This is a genomic window from Streptomyces sp. NPDC088116, from assembly GCF_044741745.1.
GTDB lineage: Bacteria > Actinomycetota > Actinomycetes > Streptomycetales > Streptomycetaceae > Streptomyces.
In genome coordinates, this window is sequence record NZ_JBIUTF010000006.1 from 554,013 (window position 1) to 578,487 (window position 24,475).

Sequence of the window (24,475 nt, forward strand, 5' to 3'; positions counted from 1 at the left end):
CGGACAGTCACACGGGAATGCTCATGACCGCTTAACTTGAAAGTTCTACAACCATCGATTTTCGGACACGGAGAATCGCAGCAGAATGCCGCGGTTCGGCTTTCTTAAATGCGACCTCCGGGCTGGGAAGGCTCATTACCCATGCTGAAAACCGGCAAGCAATTACGCTTGAGAAGACTTTCACTGGCGGGCGACGACCGACATCTGCTTGTACCGCTCGACCACAGCGTCTCGGACGGCCCGATCCTCCCCGCCGACAAGTGGGACGGCCTGCTGCGGGCCCTGGTGGCCGGCGGGGCCGACGGGATCATCGTCCACAAGGGGCGTGCCCGTGCCTTCGCGCCGGACATCCTGAGGAGCTGCGCGCTGGTGGTGCACCTGAGCGCCAGCACCGCCTGCTCCGCCGACGTCCACGCCAAGGTGCTGGTCGGCGATGTCGAGGAGGCGCTGCGGCTCGGCGCGGACGCGGTCAGCGTCCATGTGAACATCGGCTCGGACACCGAGGCGCAGCAGCTCGCCGACCTGGGGGCGGTGGCCCGTTCCTGCGACGCGTGGGGCATGCCGCTGATCGCGATGATCTACCCGCGCGGCCCCCGGATCGAGGACCCGCGCGATCCCGCCCTCCTCGCCCATCTGGCCAACGTCGCCGCCGACCTGGGCGCGGACATGGTGAAGACCTCCGTCGCCCTGCCGCTCGACCGGATGGCCGAGGTGGTGGCCAACAGCCCCTTGCCGGTCCTCGCGGCCGGCGGGCCGCCGGACGGCTCCGATCTCGTCGAGTACGGCACCGCCGTGATGGCCACCGGCTGCCGGGGGCTGGCCATCGGCCGCCGGATCTTCTCGTCTCCCGCACCCGCCGCACTGGTGTCCCGGCTCGCGGCGGTCGTGCACGGCATGCCCGGCGGGGGCGGCATCACGGATGACATGCCCCTGGCCAATTACTCGACGATCGTGGCAGGAGTGGCATGAGGTTCGCATGGATCGATCTGCGTGAAGTCCCCCGCCCGCAGCTCCGGGCAGTGGTGGACGCGGCCATTCACGCCCGGATGGCCGGGGTGGTGGCGGCCGACGCCGAACTGCTCGGGACCCTGCCCCCGACCGTCACCCGGGTACTGGTCTGCGACGGTCCGCCCCCGGCCGCCGCGAACAAGCCCGCCGCCAAGGAGGCGAAGGGCGCCGACAAGGCCAACTCACCCTCCCCTTCCGGCAGTTCTACGGGCGCCGCCTCAATCGACGTCCACCTTCGGAAGTTCGGCACCCAGGACGAGTTGGACACCCTGGCCGCCGACCACCGCAGCGCCGATCGCACGAGCGGCACGCCTGCCGCCGGCTTCATCGACGTACGGGACGACCGCACTCTTCAACTGTCCTGCGCGGGCGCCATGGTGCTGCCGTACACCGTCATCCACTTCGCCGACCCGACCAAGATCCCGCTGGAGATCGTGCTCGCGGCGGCCGAGTCAGCCGAGGGCAAGCTGGTGACCGTCGTCGACGGCCTGGAGGAGGCGGCCATCGTCTTCGACGTGCTGGAGCGCGGCTCCGACGGCATCCTCTTCACTCCCCGGAGCGCCGACGACGTGTTCGCGCTGGGGCGCCTGCTGGAAGCGACGACACCGCGACTGGAGCTGTCGACACTGACCGTCGAGAGCATCCGTCATGTCGGACTCGGCGACCGGGTCTGCGTCGACACCTGCTCACACTTCGAGGAGGACGAGGGCATCCTCGTCGGCTCGTATTCCTCCGGCTTCGTGCTGTGCTGCAGCGAGACCCACCCGCTGCCCTACATGCCGACCAGGCCGTTCCGGGTCAACGCCGGTGCCCTGCACTCGTACACGCTCGGGCCCGACAACCGCACCAGCTACCTCAGCGAGGTCGGCTCCGGCAGTGCCCTGCTCGCGGTCGGCGCCGACGGGCGCACCCGGCGGGTCGTGGTCGGGCGCGCCAAGCTGGAGTCCCGGCCGCTGCTGGAGATCCGTACCCACGCCGAGGACGGCCGGCTGGTCAGCCTGACCGTGCAGGACGACTGGCACGTACGGGTGCTCGGTCCGGGCGGGAAGGTCCTCAACGTCACCGCGTTGCGGGCGGGGGACGAGTTGCTCGGCTACCTGGCCGCCGACAAGCGCCATGTGGGGCTGCCCATCGGCGAGTTCTGCAAGGAGGTCTGAGGCCTCATGGACGAACTCCTCAAAGATACGGACACCGGTACCGGCCCGGGGACGGACGACGGGGTGGGCTCACTGGTCCAGGAGCTGTTCGACGCGCGCGACGACCGACTGCCGTATCTGACACACCAACAGGAAACCGTCACCCGAGGTGAGTTACGGGAGCGGGTGGCCCGTCAGGCCGCGATCTTCGCCGGTTACGGCATCGGGCCGGGCAGCACTGTGGGCCTGCGGACACCACCCAGTTTCACCCAGATCGAGGTGCTGCTCGCGCTGTGGCGGCTCGGCGCCCAGGTGCTGCTCCTCGACTTCCGGCTCAAACCGCCCGAGGTGGCGGCGCTCCGCACGACCTGCCGGCCGCAGTTCATGGTCAGCGCCGGTTCCAACGTCCGGGCGACGTTCGGTTTCCGGTCCGAGCACGAGATCGTCACCGAGCGCCTCAGACCGGGCCGGCCGGCCACCACCGCGCACCGGCTGGTCCAGTTCAGCTCGGGCTCCACCGGGCGGCCGAAAGTGATCGGCAGAACCGCCCGGTCGCTCATCGCCGAGGTGGACCGGTTCGCCGGTATCGCCGGGATTCCCGGTGCCCCGGGGATGCCCGTCGAGGGCGACCGGCTGCTGCTGCTCAGCTCGACGGCGCACAGCTTCGGTCTGGTCGCCGGCCTGTTGTACTCCCTCGCCGCCGGTGTCTCCGTCGTCTTCACGCCCCGCGTCTCGGCCCGCGACATCCTGCGGACCGCGCTGGAGCACCGGGTCACCGCCCTGTTCGGCGTACCGACGCACTTCGAACTGCTCGCCGCCGCCACCGATCCCCCCGCACTGCCCGACCTGCGGGTCGCGGTGTCGGGCGGAGAGATCATGCCCCCGCGGGTCGCGGCCCGGTTCGCCGAACAGTACGGCCTCACGGTCGGCGAGGCGTACGGGACCACGGAGAGCGGCATCGTGACCATCGACATCGGCGGCACACTGCGGCCCTCCGTCGGCCGGCCCGCGCCGGGTGTGCAGATACGGGAGCGGCGCGGCGAACTGTACGTCGCCCTCGACGAGTCGCCGTACCTGTTCGGCTCGGGCGGCGCACAGTACGCGGACGGCTGGCTGCGCACCCGGGACCGGGCCACGGTGGACGCCACCGGCGCGGTCCTGGTGCACGGGCGCGCCGACTCCCTCGTCGTGGTCGGCGGCCTCAAGGTGGACCTCACCGAGGTGGAGAACGTCCTTCGCGAACACCCGGCGGTCGACCAGGCGGTCCTGGTCCACGAGGACGTGACCGAGGCGTATGTGGCGGTGGCCGCCGGCGCCGGACGGCCGTCCGCCGAGGACCTGTCGCGCTGGTGCCGGGAGCGGCTGGCCGACTACAAGGTGCCCCGGGTGATCCGGCTGCTGGAGTCCCTGCCGCGCACGTCCAACGGGAAGTTGGTACGCCGGGCGGCGACGCTTCAGGCGGCCTTGGCGGGCGAGGCGTAGCCCGGCCGAGGCGATCCGAACAACCTTCCCGACACCTCTCGTACGACCTTTCCCCTGGAGATGCCGATCATGAGCACGTCGATTCTGGAAGACGAGATCCGCGAGTTCGTCCTGACCTCGGTCATCGACGAGATGAACATCCTGCTGAGCCGCGACGGCATCACGGACGACAGCCCGGTGACCGTCGGCGGGCTGGAGATCGACTCGCTGAGCCTGATCGAACTCACGCTGCGGCTGGAGACCCGGTTCGGTGTCGAGATCCCGGACACCGACATCGAGCCCCTGGCCACCCTGACCCTCGGCGGACTCGTCACCGAGGTCGTCCGACGCGGTGCGAAGGCATGAGTACGGGCGGGGAAGCCACCGGCACCGTCATCACCTCCGACTCCGTCCGGGAGCTGCTGTCGGACCGCAAGGTCTTCCCGGGGCTGCCCGACGATCTCGGCGAGGACGCCGAACTGGTGCTGGACTCCCTCGGGTTGGTGTGGCTGCTCCATGTGGTGGAGGAGCGCTACGGCCTGGTCGTCGAGCCCACCGACGAGGACATCGGCGGGCTGACCTCGCTCCGGCGGCTCACCGGATATCTGCGTGCCGCCCAGGCGGAAGGGGGGCTGCCGGGATGAGCCGTGAAGTGACGGTGACCGGGTTCGGCGTACGTACGGCGTTCGGCGCGGGTGCCGAGGCACTCCGGAGCGGGGTCTTCGCCGGGGTTCCCGCGTTCCGGCCCACCACACGGTTCGACACCGGTCCGTACCGTACGCCGATGGCGGCCGCCGCTCCAGACGGCCCCGACGCGGTCGAGGACCGGTCGTTGCGGCACGCGCTCGGCCGGTGCGGGGCGGACGCCCTCGACATGGCCGGGCTCGGGCCGGTCACGCAGGCGGCGGTCCTGCTGGGGGTCGCCGGTGACCACAGCGGGGTGACGCGGTACTGGCGGGGCGCGGCGGCAGCCCCGGCGGACACCGGGCCAGGGCCGGGTGCTGTGGCGGGAACGGCTTCTGACACCGCGTCCGTACCGGTGCGGCGGCCCGGCGCGGACACCGGCCGGGCCGCCGCTTACGCCGATGCCGTGCCCGCTCACCTCACCGCACTACTGGCCGACGGCCTTGGCCTGACCGGGCCCCGGCTCACCTTCACCAACGCCTGCGTGGCGTCCGCCGCCGCGATCATCCACGCCTGCCGGCTGATCTCCTCCGGGCGGATCGACACGGCCGTCTGCGCGGGCGGGTATCTGGTGGAGGAGGAGACCTTCGGCAAGTTCGACTCCGGGCGGGCGTTGTCCCGTGACGGCCTGGTGCGCCCGTTCTGCGCAGAGCGCAGCGGACTGCTGCTGGGCGACGGGGTCGCGGCCGTCGTACTGGAGTCCGCCGGGCACGCCCGGCGCCGCGGGGCCCGGCCGCTGGTGTCCGTCGTCGGGTGGGGCGCCGCGACGGACGCGCACCACATCGCGCAGCCGCACCCGCAGGGCGCCGGGCTGGCGCGCGCCGCGCGGCAGGCGCTGCGGCTGGCCGGTGACCCGCAGGGGGCGTCCCTCGGCTATGTGAACGCCCATGGCACCGGTACCAAGTACAACGACGGGGCCGAGACCCGGGGCCTGCGCGCCGCATTCCCGGAGCGGGCCGGGTCGATACCGGTCAGCTCGACCAAGAGCACCACCGGCCACCTCCTGGAGGCGGCGGGCGTCGTGGAGTTCGTGATCACGATGCTGGCCCTGCTGGACGGCGTGCTGCCGCCGACCGCCGGATTCGGCGGCCGCGACCCGGAATGCGACCTCGACTACGTGCCGAACCGGCCCCGCCCCGCCGACCCGCGCCGGGCCCTCACCGTCAACGCCGCCTTCGGGGGCGCCAACACCGCGCTCGTCCTGGAGCGGCCATGACCACGACCGACAGAATGGTCCCGCGCTCGCCCCTCGGTATCCTCGCCTCGGCCACCGCGACCCATGGCACCGGCCGGGACGACGACATCGCGCTCCCGAAGCTGCCGGGCTTCGTGGAGTCGGCGTTCAGCCCGCTGGCGTACGAGGTCGGCGAGCGGTGTCTGACCGAGTGGCCCGGGGACGGCGCCCGCACCGCCGTGGCGCTGGCCAGCATGACGGGTGACACCACCACCGCCGATCTGGCCAGCCGGCGCATGGTGTCCGGCCGGGTGCACAACCCACTGCTGTTCATGCAGGCCACCGCCAACTCCGTGCTGGGTCACATAAGTCGTGAGTTCGGGATCACCGGACAGATGTTCAGTCTCTCCACCCTCGACGACCCGCTGACCGAACTGCTGGCCATGGCGGACCTGTTGCTGGAGGACACGGAGCTGGACCGGGTCCTGGTGCTGGGTGTGGAGCTCGGCGGCGGCGCACGTGTGGCCGCCGTGCACCGGGAACTGGCGCTGGACGGCGGACGTCCGGTCCCGGACCTCCCCGTGTCCGCCGGTCTGGCGGCGGCGGCGCTGCTCGGCCGCCCCGGCGACGCCGGGGCCCCGGTGTCGGTCCGCACGGCCGGGACGGCGTACGGCACCGGGGCGGCTCGCCGACTCGGAAGCATCCAGGGCCTGTTCGACCTGGCCGACGCCCACCGGCGGCTTCTGCGGGACGGCGGCACCCACCTCCTGGCGACCGAACCGGAAGAGCCCGCATTCATCCTCGGCTCCGGCGCCGAAGCACGATCCCACAGCGGAGCGGGATCCGGCACCGGAACAAGAGACACAGCAAGGAACGAGACGGAGACCCATGCTCATCAGTAGGCAGGAGCGGGCGCGGATCTGCTCCGACACCGGACTGGGCGCCGGAAATGTCCTGGCGCGCCTGACGGCGTACGGCCGTCCACTCGACGAAGTCGTACTGCGAACGGACGGCACCTGGCAGGCACCGGACGGCAGTTGCCCCGAGGCCATGACCCTCGGGCAGCTGTGCGCGTCGGTCGAGACCTACGCGGGCTGGTACGCCGCCCAGGGTGTGCGCCCCCGCGACCCTGTCGCCCTGCACTCCCACTCCAGCACCGAGTTCGCGGTGAACTTCCTGGCGCTGACGTCCCTCGGCGCGATCCCGTCGTTCGTCAACGGCAATCTGCCGCCCGGCATCGCCCGGGAGTACGTACGACGACAGGGCGCCGTAGGTGCCTTCACGGACCGGGACCACCAGGCCGTGCTGTCGGCCCCCGGGGCGGACCTCGGCTTCCACGTGACCGCGGCCGACATCGGCCCCGAGCACCGCGCGTCGCTCCCACCCACCTACCCGTACCGTCACGACCCCACCGACCCGGTGCTCATCTCGCACTCGTCCGGAACCACCGGTATGCCCAAGGGAGTTCCGCACACCCACCGAACACTGATGTACGCGCAACTGCACCGGCTGCGCCACTCCACCGGAACCGACATGGAACGCACCCTGGTGGGGCTGCCGGGCGCGCACAACGCGATGGTGGCGACGCTGCTGTACTGCCTGCTGCTGCGCAGCGACATCAAGCTGCTCTCCAGCCAGAGCGGTACCGAAGTGCTGGACGCCATCGAGGAGTTCAGGCCCACCGCCGTGCTGGCCTTCGCCGGCACCTTCGGCGAGATGGCCTCCGATGACCTGGCCGCCCGTGACCTGTCCAGCGTGCAGGTGTGGTTCAACACCGGGGACGCGGCGCACGAGGCGCACATCCGGGCCCTCGTGCGGTACGGCAGCCGCCGTGCGATCGGCAAGGACCTGCGCCGCACGCGCGTCGACGGCGCCGTCTTCGTGGACGGGCTCGGCTCCTCGGAGGCCGGCCACTCCCTCTTCCACAACCGGCACACCAAGGACACCTCGGCCTACTCGCGCTGCGTCGGCAGGCCGATCAGCTTCGCCGAGGCCGCCGTACTCGCCGAGGACGGCACCCCGCTGCCGCCCGGGGAGATCGGCCGCCTCGGCCTCAAGTCCCCTACGCTCACGCCGGGTTACTGGAACGACTCGCTGACCTGGAACCGTACGCGGCTCGGCGGCTACTGGCTCACCGGCGACCTCGCGCACCAGGACGAGGACGGCAACTTCTACCACCTCGACCGCACACCGGACGCCATCCGCACCCGCGCCGGCCTCGTCCTGAGCACCCGCACCGAGGAACTCCTCCTGCGCGAGCTGGCCGAACTGGCCGACTGCACCGTGGTCGGGGTCGCCCCGGACGGCGTACGCGCTGACTGGGACGGCGACGGGGTGGCCCAGGCGTACGCGCTGCTCCAACTCTCCGATGACGAGGCGGGCAGTGACGAGGAGTTGACCGACCGGGTCAACACGGCCCTCAAGACCGCCGGACTCACCCCGGTCACCCGCGCGCTGCGCGTGAAGCCCGACGACGTGGTCAAGGGCGCCACCGGCAAGGTCCTCAAACGAGTGATGCGCGACCGCCTCGCCGCCTCCTCGGCCCGGGAGCAGGCATGAGTACGGACGAGGGCACCGGCGAGGTCAACCACCGCGCGCAGACGGTCGAGGCCTACCGACTGTGGTGGCAGCACGACGCCCACTGGTACCAGGGGGTGGCGAGCCGGTTCGGGCAGGAGGCCGCGAACGAGATCAACGCCGAGGCGCTGCGCAAGATCGCGACGCACGTCGGGCAGCGCGTCGGCCGCCGGTCCGGGGCGCTCCCCGGCACCGGCGACAGCCGCAAGGATCTGGAGGAGCTGCGCCGCCGGTACGACGAGTGCGGCGACCGGATGTTCCCGCCGGAGCTGCGCAACGCCTCCACCGAGGTCGAGGGCGACGACCTGATCGTCCTCACCCTGCGCCGGAACTTCGCCATCACGATGGTGCGGATGGCCGGTTCGCTGGACGGCTACCGATGCCCGTGCACCGACATCCACGCGGGCTGGTCCGAGGGACTCGGCGTCACTCTCACCGAGAACCGGGCCGAGAGCTGTCTGCGCGACGGCGACAAGGCGTGCCGCCTGCTGATGCGCGTACGTACTCCTCCTCCCTCTGACCGTACGGAAGGCTGAGCGGTGAACAACGGTACGGGGAAGACCTCCCGGTCGTGGCCCGTCCTCGTGGTCGTGGTCTGCGCCCAGATGCTCATCTGGCTGGACACCTCGGTCCTCAACGTCGCGGTCACCACCCTGGCCGACCCGGCCGAAGGACTGGGCGCGACCCCCGCAGAGCTGGAATGGGTGGCGAGCGCCTACACCCTGGTCTTCGCCGGTGCCCTCTTCGCGGGCGGCGCCCTGGCCGACCGTTTCGGCCCCCGGACCACACTCCTGGCCGGGCTCGCCCTGTTCGGCGCCGCTTCCGGCGCGGGCGCCTTCGCCTCGGACCCCACGGGACTGATCATGGCGCGGGCCGTCATGGGCGCGGGCAGCGCCCTGCTGATGCCGGCGACGCTGTCGGTCATCGTGCGGAGCACCCCGCAGGAGAAGCGGACCCGGGCGATCGCGATCTGGAGTTCGTCCAGCGGTCTGGGGGTGGCCGTGGGTCCGGTCGTGGGCGGGGCGCTGCTCAGCACCTTCTGGTGGGGTTCGGTGTTCCTGGTCAATGTGCCGATCGTGGCCCTGTGCCTGGCCGGAGTGGCAGCCGTCGTACCGGAGTTGAAGGCCCCCGGGCGCGGACGGCTCGACCTGCCGGGGATGGCTCTCTCGGTGCTCGGACTCGGTGGCGTGGTGTACGGAATCATCGAACTCGGCAACGGACAGACGTGGTACGGCCCTCATGTCCTTCTCCCTCTCCTGCTGGGCGGCGCCCTGCTGGCCGCCTTCGTGGCAGGTCAGCGCAGGTCCCCGGCCCCCAGCCTGGACCCGCGGCTCTTCAGGCAGCGCGGGTTCACAGCCGGGAGCGTGGTGCTGCTGATCGCGTTCATGGCCCTGGCCGGGCACCTGTTCTACGCGGCCTTCTACCTCCAGGGCCCCCGCGGCCTCTCCCCCGCCGACGCCGGAACCGTGATGGTCGCCGCCGCGATCGGCATCGTCCTGGGCAGCCAGGCGGCTCCCGCGATGAGCCGCCGGCTGACGGCCCGCTGGACGGTCGCGGCCGGGATCCTGGCCACGGCCGCCACCTACCTCGCCTACGCCTGGCTCGACGGACGGACCCCGATCTGGTTCATCGCCGCGCTGCTGTGGATCCAGGGCTTCGGTATGGGGCTGATCGGTACGCCGGTCACCGCGGTGATGATGAGCGGGGTGCCCCCGGGGCTCGCGGGCGCCGGATCGGCCGTCAACAGCGTCACCCGGCAGGTCGGTGGGACCCTCGGGGTGGCGATGGCCGGTTCGATCCTCTCCGGCGTGTACCGGGCGCGGATGTCGGACGCCGAACTGCCGGGCGCCGGGCGCGCGTTGTCACCGGCGGCGCAGGAGCAGGCCCGAGCCTCCGCCGAGGCGGCCCGCTCACTGGCCGGTTCCCTGCGCCTGCCCGAACTGGCGGCCACGGCCGACCGGGCCTTCCTCCACGCGATGTCCGCCGCCACCGTCGCCATCGCCGCTCTGGCCCTCGTCGGCTTCGTGGTGTCGGTCGTGGGCCTGCGGACACCGGCGCCACGACCGGGCGACGTCCCGGGCCGGGAGGCACGGGACGAGCAGGTGGAATCCGCGTGAGGGCTGACTGCCCGCCCCGTACGTCCGCCGACCCGCCATGCCTGATCCGGTCGGCGCCGAGGGCTCGTTCCCTTTGACAGCGGACGAGCCCACCGCATAACTTCAGGCCCACCTGTGTCGTACAAGGATCCGAGGGGGCGGCTGTGAAGACGCTGCGTCTCACCCAGCGCCGGTACCTCGATCTTCGCCGGTCCACCTCCACGGGGTGTTGAGCGGTCCCTTCCCGCACCGCTCATTCTTCCTACGCGCTTCCCCTGGACCGTCATGCCTTCCGCCCGCATATCGCGGCGCGGCCTGCTGTCGCTGGCCGCCTCCTCCTCCGGTGTCTCTCTGCTGTCGGCGTGCGGCACAGGCGCCGCTTCCGGCGAGAAGGTCGTGCCTTTCTACACGACCGAGTCGGACCCCAAGTCGCTCGCCTTCTACCGCTCAGTGATCAAGAAGTTCGAGCGCGGGCACCCCGGCGTCACCGTGAAGATGACGCTGTACTCGGACGAGAACCAGCTCCAGTACCTCCAGTCGGCCATGCAGACCGGCACCGACATCGGCGTCTTCGCGCCGCCCGCGGCGAACATCCTCGACTGGGCCGTCAAGGGCTATCTGCTGTCCCTCGCCGGCATGATCGAGGAGATCGGCGAGGACGACTTCCTGCCCGGCACCCGCATCGTGCACCGGGGCGAGGACTACGCGATGCCGTTCCAGGCCAACGCCTCGGTCCTCTACTACCGCAGGGACCTGCTCGACAAGGCGGGCATCGACCCGCCGCGCACCTACGGCCAGTTCCTCGGCGCCGTGCGCGAGCTGCACGGCAGGGACGGCGTCGACGGCATCTCGTCCGGCGCGAGCAACACCCCTGGGATGACGACCCAGTTCCTCGCCCCGTACGTCTACCAGGCGGGGTGGGACTACTACGGCCCGGACGGTGAGGTCCTGTTCGGGAAGGCCGAGGTGCTCGACGCGGTGAAACGGCACGTCGCGATCATGCGGTACGGGCGCAAGGGCGCGTACAACACCAACTACCCGGATCTGATGAACACCTACATCTCCGGGAAGGCCGCCTTCGCGACCATGGCGGGCAGGCTCGGCGTCAACCTCGCCGAGCAGAACCCGCGGATCGCCGAGGTCACCGGCGTCCTGCCGGTCCCCGCGGGCCCGTTCCGTACCGGGCGGCTGGCGTACGGCGGCAAGAACCAGTACAGCGTCTTCGCGCACACCCGGCACAGACGCGAGGCCAGGGCCTTCCTCAAGGAGCTGACCACCGGTGAGAACGCGCTGCGGTTCGCCCTCACCGTCCCGGGCCACCTCGTGCCGCCGCTGAAGTCCGTCAAGGCGCGGCTCCGCGAGGAGATCGGCGTCTCGGACGCCCCGTACCTCAAGAAGCACGGCGACTGGGTGCGCACCATCCTGGATCTCGTCCCGCACGCGATGAGCCCTGACATGGCCATGGGCTCGGTCGTCAACGGGCGCTACGACGGCAAGCTCTCCAACCCCTGCCCCTGGGCGGGCAAGGCGTGGGCGCCGCCCCCGGCCGACGCCACGATGGTGCAGTCGATCCTGCTGCGCGGCGACGACCCCGAGCGGGCGTGGCGCCGGGCCGTGGACCAGTTCGCCTTCGCCGCCCGCGACTGGAAGTCGGCCAACCCCGAGTGGAGGCCCGCGGCATGAGGACCCTCCGCCTCGGGCGCGCCCTCCAGTACGCGGCACTGGCCGCCGTCGTGCTCATCGCCGATCTGCCGCTGCTGTGGATCCTGTTCACGGCCGTCAAACCGGACGAGGAGATCATCGCCTATCCCCCGACGTTCTTCCCGCACACGTTCACGCTCGACAACTTCCGCACGCTCTTCGAGATCTCGTCCTTCGGCACGTACCTCGCCAACTCGCTGACCGTGGCCGCGGTATCGACCCTGCTGGTCGTCACGCTCGGCACCTGCGCCGCGTACGCCCTCGTCCGGTTCCGGATACCGGGGCTGCGATGGGTCGGGGAGCTGTCGCTGTTCGCGTATCTGGTGCCGCCGATCCTTGTCCTGGTACCCATCTCCCAGCTCGTGGCGCGGTTCGGACTCGCCAACAACCTCGTCGCGCTGATCGTGATCTACACGGCGACACTGCTGCCGTTCGCGCTGTGGACGCTGCGCTCGTACTTCCACGGGCTCACCGTCGAACTGGAGGACGCGGCGATGGTCGACGGCTGCACCCGGTTCGGCGCTTTCGTGCGGGTGGTGCTGCCACAGTCGGTGCCGGGACTGATCGCGACCGCCGTGTTCGCCTTCAACGCGGCCTGGAGCGAGTACCTCTTCGCCTCCACGCTGATGGCGGAGCCGGAGAAGCTGACGCTCAGCCCGGGGCTCTCGCTGCTCATGGACCAGACGAGCGTCTACTCGTGGGGCGTGCTGATGGCCGCCGCCCTGATCGTGGTCACGCCCGTGCTGGTGCTGTTCGTGTTCGTCCAGAAGTTCCTCGTCGGCGGCATCGGACAGGGGGCTGTCAAGTGACTGCCGTATCCCGGACCTCACCGAATCCGGCTGCTGCGCGGACGCGCGACCGCGCCCCGCGCCGGGGCCTGTCCGACCGGGCGCTCGGCACCCTCATGCTGGTGCCCGCGCTCCTGCTGCTGCTCGTCTTCGGTGTCTATCCCTTCCTCGCCTCGGTCCTCGACAGCTTCTTCCAGGTCGACTTCCTCACCCGCGAACACACCTTCCTCGGCCTCGACAACTACCGCCGCCTGTGGGAGAACCCGGCCGTGCGCGGCGCGTTCGGGCGCAGCGTGCTCTGGGTGGCGGGGAACATCGTGATCCAGGCCGTCGCCGGGGTCGCCGTCGCGCTGCTCCTCAACGCCGGGCTGCGCGGCCAGAACCTGGCGCGCGGACTCGTGCTCTTCCCGTACGTCGTCCCCGCCGTGGTCGCCGCGATGGTGTTCCGCTTCGCGTTCAACGACACGTCGGGGATGGCCGGTTACCTGCTGCGGACGCTCGGGCTGAGCGACACCCTCGTGAACCCGTTCGCCGACCCGGCCACGGTGATGCTCGCGCTGGTCGCCGTGAACTGCTGGAAGTACGTGCCGTTCATCGTGATCGTCGTCCTCGCCCGCCTCCAGACCCTGCCGGGCGAGCTGCGCGAGGCGGCGGCGCTGGACGGGGCCGGGCGGTTCGGGGTCTTCCGGTATGTGACGCTGCCGTGGATCGCGCCCGCGCTGATCGTCGCCATGCTGATGCGCACCATCTGGACGGCGTACGACTTCGACCTGCCCTACCTGCTCTCCGGCGGCGGCCCGATGGACACCTCGACGACCGTCCCGCTGGAGATCAAGAAGCTGGCCTTCGCCGACCAGGACCTCGGCCTCGCCTCCGCGCTGGCGGTATGCGTGGCGATCCTCCTGGTCGCGGGCGCGCGTCTGTACCTGCGCGCGTACCGTGCGAGCGAGGACGCGACGGGCTGAGCAGCGTCCAGGATCCCCTGGAAAGGCACCCGTCCGATGCTCACCCTGGGCGAGCCCCGTTCAACCGTAGAGGAGCACTCCGTATGACCGCCACGCCCGACCACCCCCTCGTCACAGCGGCCCGTCGGCTGGCCCACGACGTCCTCTCCCCCGCCGCCGGGACGCACGACCGGGAGGGCGTCACGCCCGAGGCCGTCGACGCGGTCAAGGCGTCGGGCGTGCTGGGGGTCAACGCACCGGCGGCATACGGCGGCGCCGAGGCTCCGGCGGCCGTCGGCCGGGAGATCGCCGAGATCCTGGCGGGCGCCTGCTGCTCGACGTTCTTCGTCCAGGCTCAGCACCACACGCCGGTACGGACGCTGGCCTCGGGCGAGGAGGTGGCGCGCGAACGCTGGCTGCGCCCGCTGAGCGACGGCACGATGCTCGCCGGAATCGCCTTCTCCCACCTGCGCGCCCACCCGGAGCTGCCCGTGCGGGCCACCCGGGTGGCGGGCGGCTGGCGCTTCGACGGGCGCGTGCCCTGGTACACGGGATGGGGGCTGAACGACCTGTTCCTGCTGGGCGGTGCGACCGAGGACGGCGAAGTGGTCTTCGGCGTCGTCGGCGCCCGCGAGCAGCCGGGTCTCACCGCCACGGACCCGCTCCAGCTCGCCGCGCTCACCGGTTCGCGTACGGTCGGTCTGCTGCTCGACGGTCTCGTACTGCCCGACGAGGCGGTGGCGGCACGCCTCCCGTACGAGCGCTGGGCGAGGGAGGACCGCCCGAAGAACACCAACACCAACCCGGCAGTCTTCGGTGTGGCCCGCGCCGCGCTCGACCTCCTCGATGGCTACGGCGACGGCGAGGCGACCGCGACGGCGGGCGTCCTGCGCGAACGCCTGGACGCGGCACGCCGCGACGCCTACGCGCTGGTCGACGAGGTTCCGCCCGCCGAAGGGCTGGACGACAGACTCGCGGTCAAGACCCGGGCCTACGATCTGATGCGCGCGGCCACCACGGCCGCGATCGCCGGGGGCGGCGGCCGTTCCTTCGGCATGACCCACCCGGCCCAACGAATCGCCAGGGAGGGCCTGTTCCTCGTCGTCCAGGGCCAGACCGCCGAAGTCCGCACGGCCCACCTGACGGCCCTGCGGTCCTGACGGAGTGGTCGGGGTCGAACGGTTTCCACCGCACGCCGAGGACCTTGCCGCTGTGGGCGTTACGGAAGCGGACATCACCGCCGCCGTCGATCACCTCCCCGTCGTGTTCCAGTAGACGGTGTAGTTGTGGCCGTGTGCGTCGTGGAACGGGCCCAGGCCGACGGTGGAGCCGGCCGCGGTCGCGGTGAAGGCGAGTGCGTCGGTGCTGGTCCGCTTGATCGAGGTCGTGTCCAGGGACGGCGGGGAACTCAAGGCGCTGTTGCCGTAGTTGCCGGACAGGACCACCGGGCCGTAGGTGATCGCGGCGATGTCCGGGTTGTCGTTGGCCGGCCGTATGACGATCCGCATGGGCAGACGGACGGTGACCGTGTCACCGGCGGTCCAGGCGCGGGTGAGGGTGGCGTAACTGCCGGGGGTGGCCGTGATGTTCTGCGCGACGCCGTTGACGCTGATGGTGGCCGCGGTGGTCCAGCCGGGTATGCGGATGCGCATCGCCCAGGTCCCGCCGGCGTTGCCGGTGACGCGCAGAGTCGTGGTGTCGCTCGCCGGGAAGGAGGTGGTCTGGGTGACGGTGATGCCGCGCTGCGTCCAGGTGAGGACCGACGGCAGGAACAGGTTCACGGTCAGCGTGGTGCCGGAGTGGAAGTAGACGGAGTCCATCAGCCTGGTGTGCATCTCCAGGCCGGTGCCCTGGCAGCACCAGAAGCTGGTGTAGTCGGTGCTCCAGGTGCCGCCGCCCCATGCGGGGCCCACACCGCGCCGGCCGCCGGGGTTGAGCGGGGTGAAGTAGGTGACGTGGCCATGCGCGTCGGCCGGGTTCTGCTGGCCGATCATCTGGTTGAGCCACGCCCGCTCGTAGTAGTCGAACAGCGCGGCCCGGTCCGGGGCGAGGGCGAACAACTCCCGGGTGAGGGTGAGCATATTGAAGGTGTTGCAGCTCTCGCAGGTGTCCTGGCGCAGGTGGGCGGCGATGGCATGGGGGGCGCGGAAGTGCTCTGCCTGGCTGTTGCCGCCGATGGCGTAGGTGTGGGTGCCGACGCAGATGTTCCAGGCGTTGGTGGCGATGTCCCGGTAGCGGGTGGTGCCGGTGGCCTTGAACTCCCTTGCCGCTCCGATCCACTTCGGCACCTGGGTGTTGGCGTGGAGGCCGTTGAGCTGGTCGCGCCCGGCCGCCAGGGGATCGAAGACCGCGGCATGGTCGAAGCGGCGGGCGACGGCGAGCCACCGCGCGTCGCCCGTCTGCTGATAGAGGTCGGTCAGCACCGCGTTCATGCCGCCGAACTCGGTCTGCAGCATGGCCTGCGTCTGCTCGGTGCTGAGCCGGCCGGTGCGCGTGTCGACCCAGCCGGCCAGGGCCAGCAGTACGTCGCGGGCCTGCGTGCTGCCGATATGGCGCCACACGTCCAGCAGACCGGCGAGAGTCTTGTGGACGGTGTAGTACGGCACGTTGCCGTTGCTCAGGGTGCGCTGTTCCAGGGCGGTGAAGTCGGACTCGGGGTAGCCGCAGAGGTATCCGGTGCCGAACCCGGCGGCGGCGTTGTTGGCCTGGCACTTGGCCAGCTCGGCGACCATGTGGGTGGCCTTGTCCCGGCAGACGGTGTCCCCGGTGACGGCGTACAACTGCGCCCAGGCGGTGAGGAAGTGCCCCTGGACGTGAGTACGGAAGGGGAAGTCCGGAGCCTCCCAGCCGCCGGTGGCCGCCGCGCCGCCGGTGGACAGCCGGTGGTTGGCGCGGAAGTTGTACAGCAGCCGGTCGACGTCGACGTAGCGCAGGTAGCCGCTGGTGCGGTTCTGGTTGTCCAGCCACCGGCTCGCGGTCAGCCGGACCTGACCGAGTTCGAAGGGCTGGGCCAGGACCCCGATGTCGGCGCGGGCCGGCGGTACGACCGCCGCCAGGGCGGGAGAGCCGCCGAGGAAGGATCCGGTGGCGGTGGCGGTCGCCGTGGCTCCGGCGATCTGAAGGAGCCGGCGTCTGCTGACGGAGGACGACATCGTGCACCCTTTCGTAACGCTTCGGGGGCACCGGTCCGGTCGCCGGGGCCGACGGCGAACGTGACGGCCCCGGGCGACTCCCGCGGTGCCGCTGCCCGGGGACCCTCGCATGCGGCAGGCGTCATGACGCGTGAAGTACGGGGGTGACGCGGCCCGCTGGTTCGATATGCCGAACAGTGTTCGCGGCGTCGCCGGAACCATAGATGCCGCCCCCCGCGACGTCAACGCCGTCGACACTCTTCACGTGACGGACGCACAGCCGTGAACGCCCGCGACGGCACACGAGGCGACATTCCCGCCGCGGACAGGGCCGCACCTGGCCAGGTGCGGCCGACACCTCAGGCGCGACGCTCGACGCTTCCCTCCACCGCGGCCATGATCCGCCCCAGGAACTCTCCGAGCGTTTCCATCTCACCCGCGTCCAGCGGGTCGAAGAAAAGCTGTCGCACGAGGTCCACATGCCCGGGTGCGGCCGCTTCGATGGTCTCTCTGCCTTTTTCGGTCAGGCGCACCATCGAGCCACGGGCGTCGTCCTCACACGCCTCCCGTACGACCAGTCCCCGTTTTTCCATCCGGCTTATCTGGTGGGACAGTCGACTCCGCTCCCAGTCGACCTCCGCACCGAGGTCCCGGGCCCGCAGGACTCCGCCCGCCGACTCCGACAGGGGGGCGAGAAGAGCGTAGTCGGCGGCCGAGACACCGGAATCCTGCTGCAACTGCTGATCCTGGGCGCGCTGGAGGTCGCGGCACAGTCGGCGGTACGTAGCCCAGATCTCGGCCTCGCGCGGGGAAAGCCATCGCGGTTCGGACATATGCAGAAACTACCAGATTGTTGACACATCACCAAAACGTTCTGGCGTTCCCGGGAACCCCTCACCCGGGGAACCGGCCGCCTTCACCGGATCGACCTCGGTATCACCGGCTACGTAATGGTTGCCGATGTCGCGGCGGGGGTCCGACTGGAAAAGTCGCTGGTGGCGGTCGCAGTCAAGGCCGCCGCCGCTACGACCACGGAGACGACATGGCAGCCAACGGCATCACCTACACCGGCCTCGACGCACTTCTGGAGCCCTCGAAGTCGGTGCTGCTGCTGATCGACCATCAAGGCGCCCAGTTCGCCGGTATGCGCAGCATGGACACCACCCTGGTGGTCAACAACGTCACCGCTCTGGCCAAGGGCGCCAAGCTGTTCGACGTACCCACCATCCTGACCACGGTGGTCGAGGAACGCGGCGGCCACCTCATCCGCCCGCTCCAGGACATCTTCCCCGAGCAGACCCCCATAGACCGCACCACGATCAACACCTGGGAGGACCAGCGTGTCGTGGACGCGGTCGCCGCGACCGGCCGCAAGGACCTGATCATGGCCGGTCTGTGGACCGATATCTGCCTGGCCTGGCCCGCCATCCACGCCCTCGCCGACGGCTACCGGGTCTTCGCCGTCACGGACGCCTCCGGCGCCACCTCCGACGAGGCCCACGAACGCGGCATCGAGCGCATGATCCAGGCCGGTGTCATCCCGACCTGCTCCGGCACCGTCATCGCCGAGTGGCAGCGGGACTGGGCACGCGAGGAGACCGTACCCGGCATGACCGAGATCCTCATCCAGCACGGCGGCGGCTTCGGCACCAGCCTGGCCTGGGAACTCCAGCTTCTCGGCCAGAACAAGGACTGAGGAGCACGGGCCACCGCCCCCGCGGGGACCATGCTCGTGGCCCGTCCCCGATGTCGTCACGCGGGCCACGTGCCGGTGCCCCGGGGGGGCAGGCCGTCGGCAGTGCCGGGGGGGGGCCGGCTCAGTGGGCCGTCTGGCCGCCGTCCACCACGAAGACGCCGCCGGTGGTGAAGGACGCGGCCGGAGAGGCGAGATGGAGCACCATGCCGACGATCTCCTCGGGATCGGCCGCCCGCCCCATCTGCGGTCCGGCCAGGACGATGTCCCGCTTGGCCGGGTCGTCCAGCCAGGGCTGGGTCATCGCGGTCCTGGTGAGGCCGGGAGCGAGCGCGTTGACCCGGATGCCGGACTTGGCGTAGTCGACGGCGGCGGCCTTGGTCAGGCCGACCACGCCGTGCTTGGCCGCCACGTACGGCGCCATGTCGGGGTCGCCGATGAGACCGGCGATCGAGGCGGTGTTGACGATGGCGCCGCCGCCCGACCGGGCCATGTGCGCGATCTCGTACTTGAGGGAGAGGAAGACGCCCTTGAGGTCGACCGCGATCGCCTTGTCCCAGTCCTCCTCGGACTGCTCGGCCAGGGGCGCGGGGGGTACGAAGACGCCCGCGTTGTTGAAGGCGATGTGCAGATCGCCGTACGTGGCCACGGTCGTGGACACCAGGTGCTCCACGTCGCGCGCCCGCGTGACGTCGGTCGGGACGAACAGAGCCGTGCCGCCCTCCTTCTCGATGAGTGCGACGGTCTCGCCGCTGCGCTTGTCGATGTCACCGATGACGACGGTGGCGCCCTGCCGGGCGAACGCGAGGGCGACGGCGCGTCCGATGCCGCCGGCTCCCCCGGTGATGAGGACGATCCTGCCGGTGAAGTCGAAGTACGGGTAGGTCACGGCTGTTCAGCTCCTGAGGGGAAGGGCGCGAGGGAGGTCGGGGATGTCCCGTCCGGGGCCCTGGTGGGGCGGGCGGCGAGGCGCCCGCCGTGCGGTGCGCCGTGTGCCGTGTTGCCGGTGCCCCCACCAGGAGCGGTCGGTGCGTCAGAAGGTCACTCAGACGGTCACTCGGAAAGTCACCCAGAAGGTCACGGCGTCAGAAGGTGACGGTGATCTTGCCCTTCACATGGCTGCCGGCGAAGTCGAGCAGGGCCTGACGGGCCTCGGCGAAGGGGTAGTCGGCGTCGATCGGAATGCGCAGTTCACCCTTGACGGCCTGAGCGGCGAGCGACTCCAGACGTCCTTCGGTCGCGCGCGTGCCGCCGTACAGGGCGGTGACGTCGCGGTCGAAGGCGGGCGGACCACCGAGCGGGGAGACCAGACGGCCTCCGGGCCTCGCCGCCGCGGCGGTGGCGGCGAGGGCGGGACCGGCGTTGGCCATGTCGAACACGACGTCGACTCCCCCGGGTGCCAGGCGGTGGGCCTCCTCGGCGATGTCCACGGCCCGGTAGTCGAGGACGTGGTCGGCGCCGAGACCGCGCAGGAACGTCTCGTCATCGGCGCGGCCGGTGGCCAGCACGGTCAGCCCCGCCCGCCGCGCGAACTGGACCGCGTACGAGCCGACGCCGCCCGTCGCACCGACGATCAGGGCGGTGGAGCCACCGGGCACACCGGCGAGGTCGAGCAGCGCGGCGGCGGTAAGGGCGCCCGTGGGCAGGGCGGCTCCCTGAGCGGGCGTGAGTTCCGCGGGGCGTCGGGCGGCGGAGGGGGCGTCGTCGATCACCACGTACTCGGCGAGGGCGCCGGAGGCGATGCCGTTCCAGGCGATGACCGGATCCCCGGGGACGAACCGGGTGACGCCCTCCCCCACGGCTTCGACCGTGCCGCTGACGTCGACTCCCGGGACGAACGGATGGGTCACCGGAACGGCGTTCCGCATGGCGCCGGTGACCAGCGCCTTGTCCACGGCGTTGAGGGCCGCGGCCTCCAGACGGACGAGGAGCTGTCCGGGGCCGGGGACCGGTGCGGGCAGTTCCGCGATCTCGAGATCTTCCAGCGGCCCGTAGGACCGCGCGACCAGCGCCTTCATGTTCGCTCTCCTTCGCCGAGCTTTTGTTGACACGTCAACACTAGCCCATATGATTGACGTGTCAACATCTTCCGGGTCATCCCTTCCCTTCCCGTGTCGCCGTCCGCGCGGCTCGGAGGAGGTACGGCGGGCGGTGTTGGCGGCCGGTGGACGCCCCGTCCGGCCGGCCGGTCCGGAGACCGGACCTCCGTCGAGCTGGGGGGGGATGCATGCAGGGAGCCGCGTGGGCACGTCCGGCACGTCAAGGGGAGGAAGCCAGGGTCGAGTTGTACGGCAGAGACCCTCAGATCGCCGCGCTCAAGAGGCTGGTACGGGACACCCTGAAAGGCCGCGGCGGGTCGATCGTCCTGGACGGGGAGCACGGTGTCGGCAGGAGCGCCGTGCTGGAGCACATACGCACCACATCGCCCGGCCTGCGCGTCGTGCGAGTGGCGGGCACCGGCGCCGAACAGCGGCTTCCTTACGCGGCCCTGCAACGCGTGTTCGCCGCGCTGCGCGACCACGTGCCCCGGCTGCCACCCCGGCAGCGGGAGACCGTGGAGGGCCTGATGTCCATGGGGCCCGCTCCGGGCCCGCGCGCCGGCCACCCCGACGCCCTGGAGATCGGCCTGGCGCTCCTTCGGTTACTGTCCGCGGCCGCCGCCGAACAACCGCTGCTGTGCCTCCACGACGACGCCCACCTGCTGGACCAGCCCTCGCGCGAGGCCCTGGCCATCGCGGCGCGTCGATACGGCGACGCGCGGGTGGCCTGCCTCTTCACGCTGCCGTCGGCGCACTGCGACGACTGCCCCGAGCTGGCCTCGTTCCCCCGTATGCGGCTGTCCCGGCTGACCGAGCGGGACGCACTCGCGTTGCTGCGCGCCCACTTGCCCGCCCCGCTCGATCCGGCCGTCTGCGAGCGGGTCGTCGCCGACGCCCATGGCAACCCGCGGGCGCTGCTGGCCGTACCGCACGCGCTCTCCCCGACGGAGATGGCATCCGTCCGGCCCCCGGCGCGGGAACCGGACGGGTGGATGCCGCCGGACTGGATGCGCGACGCGCTCAACGGCCTGCCGGACTCGGCGTACCAGGTGCTGCTGGTGGCCGCGGCGGAACCGCTGGGGGACCCCGTGACCGTACTGCGGGCGACCGAGGCGCTCGGCCTGCGCGGTGCCGAGGTGGCCGAGGCGGAGTCCTCCGGACTGGTCACGTTCGGACCGGGCGTACGGTTCGCCCATCCCCTGCTGCGGACGTACGTCTACGCGTGTGCGTCCGTCACGCGGCGCCGGCTGGTCCATGGCGCGCTGGCGGGCACCTGCGATGTCCTGCGCGTTCCCGAACAGCACGCCTGGCACCTCGGGCAGGCCGCGGCCTCGTTCGACGAGCGCGTGGCGACGCGGTTGCAGGCGGCGGCCGAACACCGGCTGACCCGCCACGAGACGAGGACGGCAGCGGCCCTGCTGGAACTGGCGGCGCTGCTGACGGCCGACCGCCGACGGCGGGCGTCGCGGCTCCTGGCCGCCGCCTCGGCCTGGCGGCGCGGCGGCGGACTGCGGCACGCGCTGGATCTGCTGGGCCACCTCCAACTCGCCGCGCTGCCGCGCGCGGAGCGGGCCGAGGCGACATCCCTGCACGCGCGGACGCGGTACAGCGTGGACCGGGACGGGCCGGCCGCGATGGCACTGCACGGGGCGGCGGAACACGCCCGCGTCCACGACGTACGACTGGAGGGCATCGCCCTGCTGGAGGCGCTGTCGGCAGGCGTCCTCGCCGGTCGCCGGCTTCCGGCACCGGTGCTGCGCACGGCTGCCGCGCGGGCGTACGCGTTCGCCACGACGAGGGAGACGGCCCAGGAGACCTCAGGAGACACGGCCGCGCGCCCCCACGAGGAGCTTGTGTCAGCCGTCGCCGCCCACACCTTGCGGGGGTACGGCCCCGCCGTCCAGCCGATGCGCCGGGCGGTGGACGCCTATCTGGACGCCCCGGCGCACACCGACCTCGACGCCGTCGGCGGCTGGCTCGCCTGCCATGCCGCCATAGGCGTCTGGGACGGCGCCGCCTGGCGGGCGCTGGCCGACCGGCGGACCGCGGCGGCGCGCCGGCTCGCCGTGGTGACCGCGCTCCCCTGGGGCCTGACGCACCAGGCGCTGGCGGACATCCATCACGGCGATCTGGCACAGGCGCGCGTCCGCGTCGCCGAGGCGTACCGGATCAACGAGGCCATCGGCGCCGTACCACTGGACCACGCCGCGCTGACGCTGGCGGCCTGGAGCGGACAGCGGGACACGGTCGAGGCGTTGGCCTCGACCGCCGCCAAGGACGCCGCGGCACGCGAGGAAGGGCTGCTGCTGACGGCGGCCGAGTGCGCGCGGGCCGTGCTGTACAACGCGCACGGGCGCTACGGCCAGGCATTCGAGGTCTGCGCCGAGGCGGTGTCCCTGGACGAGTTGGCGTACCGGAACTGGCTGCTGCCCGAACTGGTCGAGGCCGCCGTACGCACCCGGCACCAGCCGGACGCGCTGGCCGCCGCCGCCCGGCTGGAGGAGTGCGCGCGGCTGACCGGCAGCGACTGGGCTCGGGGGCTTCATCTGCGGGCCCGCGCGCTGCTGTCGGACGACGACGAGGCCGATGGGCTCTTCCGGGAGTCCGCGTGCGCTCTGACGGCCGCCGGTGCGCTCTTGCAGGCGGGCCGGAGCCATCTGCTGTGGGGCGAGTGGCTGCGCAGACAGGCACGCATGTCGGCCGCCCGGATACCGCTGCGCACGGCGTACGGCATCTTCAGCCGCGCCGGGGCCTGGTCCTTCCGGGAGCGCTGTGCGGGTGAGCTGGCGGCGGCCGGTGCGCGGGCACCGCGCCCGGAGGGCGGCGAGCCGGCCGCGCTGACGGCTCAGGAGCAGCGCGTGGCGCGGCGCGTGGCCCGGGGCGACACTTCCAAGGAAGTCGCCGCTGCGCTGTATCTGTCCCGGCGGACCGTGGACACACACCTGCGCAGCATCTTCCGCAAGTTGGGAATCTCCTCGCGCCGACAACTGCGTGATCACGCGGTCACGCTCACGCCGCAGAGGTGTGCGCGGGAGGAGTGCTTCGTCCCACTGGCGGAGAGTCCATAGCCCGGCGAAGGCCCGACGGCGGGTCGGCCGGACCGGAGCACCCCGGGCCGACGGACCCCCGTCGGTCATCCCCGTCGACCCGCCCTGGAGGTCGCCCGGAATGTGGCCGCGCCCCGCTCTCGGCCGAGGGCGGGGCGCGGCCACAGGTGGATCAGACGGCGTGGGTCGGTTCGTGCGGACGGCCGGTGCTCACACCGGACCTGCCCGTCCTCACCTCACCACCGCAACCCCCCGCTCACTTCCAGCACATGCCCGTTGACGTACCGGCTGTCCGTGCCGGCCAGGAACACCGCCGCGTCCGCCACCTCCTCCGGTCTCCCCATACGCCCCATGGCCAGCTTGGCCTCGAAGTGGGGCCAGATCTTCTCGTTGCGGGGCAGCAGGCTGCCCATTCCGGCGTCGATGAGACCCGGTGAGAGGCAGTTGACCGTGATGTCGCGGGAAGCGAGTTCGGCGGCGCAGACGCGGGTGAACGCCTCGACGGCGGCCTTGGAGGAACTGTAGGCCGATGCCCCGGGGGTCAACTGCCCGGCCACGACGGAGGACATGGTGATGAGCCGGGCGTGGTCGCTGCGCTCCAGGTAGGGCACGGCGGCCTGGACGCAGTGGAAGACGCCGGTGATGTTGGTGTCGATCACCTCGTCCCATGCCTCCGCCGCCAGTGTGGCGGCGGGACCAGGGCGGCTCACCCCGGCGTTGGCCACGACGATGTCCAGGCCGCCCAGGCTGCGGTCGGCGTACTCCATGAGCGCGTCGACCGAGGCGCGGCTGCGGACATCGACCGGGTGGAAGAAGTGTTTTCCCGGCCCCGTGGACGTCTCCCACTCCGCCTCGTCGGCGTTGCGGGCGGCCGTGACGACATCGCAGCCCTCCCGGATGAACGCCTCGGTGACGGCCCGGCCCAGCCCCTTCGTGCCTCCGGTCACCACGGCCTTCCGGCCGGCCAGCCTCATAGTGGGCACAGCGCCCCCTCTC

Annotated in this window: 20 protein-coding genes and 1 pseudogene; 16 read left to right on the forward strand and 5 right to left on the reverse strand. The window is 71.4% G+C overall.

Going from position 1 to position 24,475, the window contains the following annotated elements; translation table 11 throughout:
* Positions 1-141: 141 nt before the first annotated feature.
* From ACIOJD_RS25860 to ACIOJD_RS25925, 14 genes are all read left to right on the forward strand, one after another.
* Positions 142-969 (forward strand): 2-amino-3,7-dideoxy-D-threo-hept-6-ulosonate synthase, encoded by an 828-nt coding sequence (locus ACIOJD_RS25860; RefSeq protein WP_401917880.1) that lies wholly within the window; start codon positions 142-144, stop codon positions 967-969.
* Positions 966-2,165, forward strand: a complete 1,200-nt coding sequence (locus ACIOJD_RS25865; protein ID WP_401917882.1) for a 3-dehydroquinate synthase II family protein — start codon at positions 966-968, stop codon at positions 2,163-2,165. The genes ACIOJD_RS25860 and ACIOJD_RS25865 overlap by 4 nt, the downstream gene beginning before the upstream one ends.
* A gap of 6 nt (positions 2,166-2,171) precedes the next feature.
* On the forward strand, positions 2,172-3,626 hold the full coding sequence (locus ACIOJD_RS25870) for a class I adenylate-forming enzyme family protein (protein WP_401917883.1): 1,455 nt from the start codon (positions 2,172-2,174) through the stop codon (positions 3,624-3,626).
* Positions 3,627-3,686: 60 nt separating this feature from the next.
* Positions 3,687-3,971, forward strand: a complete 285-nt coding sequence (locus tag ACIOJD_RS25875; RefSeq protein WP_401917884.1) for an acyl carrier protein — start codon at positions 3,687-3,689, stop codon at positions 3,969-3,971.
* Complete coding sequence (locus tag ACIOJD_RS25880; protein ID WP_401917885.1) at positions 3,968-4,249, forward strand: acyl carrier protein; 282 nt, start codon at positions 3,968-3,970, stop codon at positions 4,247-4,249. The genes ACIOJD_RS25875 and ACIOJD_RS25880 overlap by 4 nt, the downstream gene beginning before the upstream one ends.
* On the forward strand, positions 4,246-5,505 hold the full coding sequence (locus ACIOJD_RS25885) for a beta-ketoacyl-[acyl-carrier-protein] synthase family protein (RefSeq protein ID WP_401917887.1): 1,260 nt from the start codon (positions 4,246-4,248) through the stop codon (positions 5,503-5,505). The genes ACIOJD_RS25880 and ACIOJD_RS25885 overlap by 4 nt, the downstream gene beginning before the upstream one ends.
* Positions 5,502-6,365: a hypothetical protein gene (locus tag ACIOJD_RS25890; protein WP_401917888.1), complete on the forward strand. Its 864-nt coding sequence runs from the start codon at positions 5,502-5,504 to the stop codon at positions 6,363-6,365. The genes ACIOJD_RS25885 and ACIOJD_RS25890 overlap by 4 nt, the downstream gene beginning before the upstream one ends.
* Positions 6,352-8,022: a class I adenylate-forming enzyme family protein gene (locus ACIOJD_RS25895; protein WP_401917890.1), complete on the forward strand. Its 1,671-nt coding sequence runs from the start codon at positions 6,352-6,354 to the stop codon at positions 8,020-8,022. The genes ACIOJD_RS25890 and ACIOJD_RS25895 overlap by 14 nt, the downstream gene beginning before the upstream one ends.
* Entirely contained in the window at positions 8,019-8,576 is a 558-nt protein-coding gene (locus ACIOJD_RS25900; RefSeq protein ID WP_401917891.1) for a hypothetical protein, read from the forward strand. Before ACIOJD_RS25895 ends, ACIOJD_RS25900 begins: the two co-directional genes overlap by 4 nt.
* Before the next feature lie 3 nt (positions 8,577-8,579).
* Positions 8,580-10,157: an MFS transporter gene (locus ACIOJD_RS25905; RefSeq protein ID WP_401917892.1), complete on the forward strand. Its 1,578-nt coding sequence runs from the start codon at positions 8,580-8,582 to the stop codon at positions 10,155-10,157.
* 264 nt (positions 10,158-10,421) lie between these two features.
* The gene (locus tag ACIOJD_RS25910; RefSeq protein ID WP_401917894.1) at positions 10,422-11,819 is read left to right on the forward strand and encodes an ABC transporter substrate-binding protein; all 1,398 of its coding nucleotides are present in this window, start codon (positions 10,422-10,424) and stop codon (positions 11,817-11,819) included.
* The gene (locus ACIOJD_RS25915) at positions 11,816-12,646 is read left to right on the forward strand and encodes a carbohydrate ABC transporter permease (protein ID WP_401917896.1); all 831 of its coding nucleotides are present in this window, start codon (positions 11,816-11,818) and stop codon (positions 12,644-12,646) included. The genes ACIOJD_RS25910 and ACIOJD_RS25915 overlap by 4 nt, the downstream gene beginning before the upstream one ends.
* The gene (locus tag ACIOJD_RS25920; protein WP_401917897.1) at positions 12,643-13,590 is read left to right on the forward strand and encodes a carbohydrate ABC transporter permease; all 948 of its coding nucleotides are present in this window, start codon (positions 12,643-12,645) and stop codon (positions 13,588-13,590) included. The genes ACIOJD_RS25915 and ACIOJD_RS25920 overlap by 4 nt, the downstream gene beginning before the upstream one ends.
* An 83-nt stretch (positions 13,591-13,673) precedes the next feature.
* A complete protein-coding gene (locus ACIOJD_RS25925) occupies positions 13,674-14,729 on the forward strand; it encodes an acyl-CoA dehydrogenase family protein (protein ID WP_401917899.1) in 1,056 nt (351 codons plus the stop codon).
* A gap of 31 nt (positions 14,730-14,760) precedes the next feature.
* Here the strand turns inward: ACIOJD_RS25925 and ACIOJD_RS25930 are convergent.
* Together ACIOJD_RS25930 and ACIOJD_RS25935 are read right to left on the reverse strand one after the other, a co-directional pair.
* Positions 14,761-16,721 (reverse strand): annotated as a pseudogene (locus tag ACIOJD_RS25930) (glycoside hydrolase family 127 protein); the annotation flags it as partial.
* A 338-nt stretch (positions 16,722-17,059) separates the two neighbouring features.
* Positions 17,060-17,533, reverse strand: a complete 474-nt coding sequence (locus ACIOJD_RS25935) for a MarR family winged helix-turn-helix transcriptional regulator (protein ID WP_401917901.1) — start codon at positions 17,531-17,533, stop codon at positions 17,060-17,062.
* Positions 17,534-17,742: 209 nt separating this feature from the next.
* Here ACIOJD_RS25935 and ACIOJD_RS25940 point away from each other — a divergent pair, with 209 nt between their 5' ends.
* Positions 17,743-18,396, forward strand: coding sequence for a hydrolase (locus ACIOJD_RS25940; RefSeq protein WP_401917903.1), 654 nt, complete (start codon positions 17,743-17,745; stop codon positions 18,394-18,396).
* Positions 18,397-18,517: 121 nt separating this feature from the next.
* Here the strand turns inward: ACIOJD_RS25940 and ACIOJD_RS25945 are convergent, their stop codons facing one another.
* Positions 18,518-19,282, reverse strand: coding sequence for an SDR family NAD(P)-dependent oxidoreductase (locus ACIOJD_RS25945; protein WP_401917905.1), 765 nt, complete (start codon positions 19,280-19,282; stop codon positions 18,518-18,520).
* A 196-nt stretch (positions 19,283-19,478) separates the two neighbouring features.
* Positions 19,479-20,411 carry an NADP-dependent oxidoreductase gene (locus ACIOJD_RS25950; RefSeq protein WP_401917907.1) on the reverse strand — a complete coding sequence of 311 codons (933 nt, stop codon included), beginning with the start codon at positions 20,409-20,411 and terminating at the stop codon, positions 19,479-19,481.
* 266 nt (positions 20,412-20,677) lie between these two features.
* Between ACIOJD_RS25950 and ACIOJD_RS25955 the strand changes: the two genes are divergently transcribed.
* Positions 20,678-23,500, forward strand: a complete 2,823-nt coding sequence (locus ACIOJD_RS25955) for an AAA family ATPase (RefSeq protein WP_401917909.1) — start codon at positions 20,678-20,680, stop codon at positions 23,498-23,500.
* Between the two features lie 215 nt (positions 23,501-23,715).
* Here ACIOJD_RS25955 and ACIOJD_RS25960 read toward each other — a convergent pair whose 3' ends face one another.
* Positions 23,716-24,453, reverse strand: coding sequence for an SDR family NAD(P)-dependent oxidoreductase (locus ACIOJD_RS25960; protein WP_401918061.1), 738 nt, complete (start codon positions 24,451-24,453; stop codon positions 23,716-23,718).
* Between the last annotated feature and the right edge of the window lie 22 nt (positions 24,454-24,475).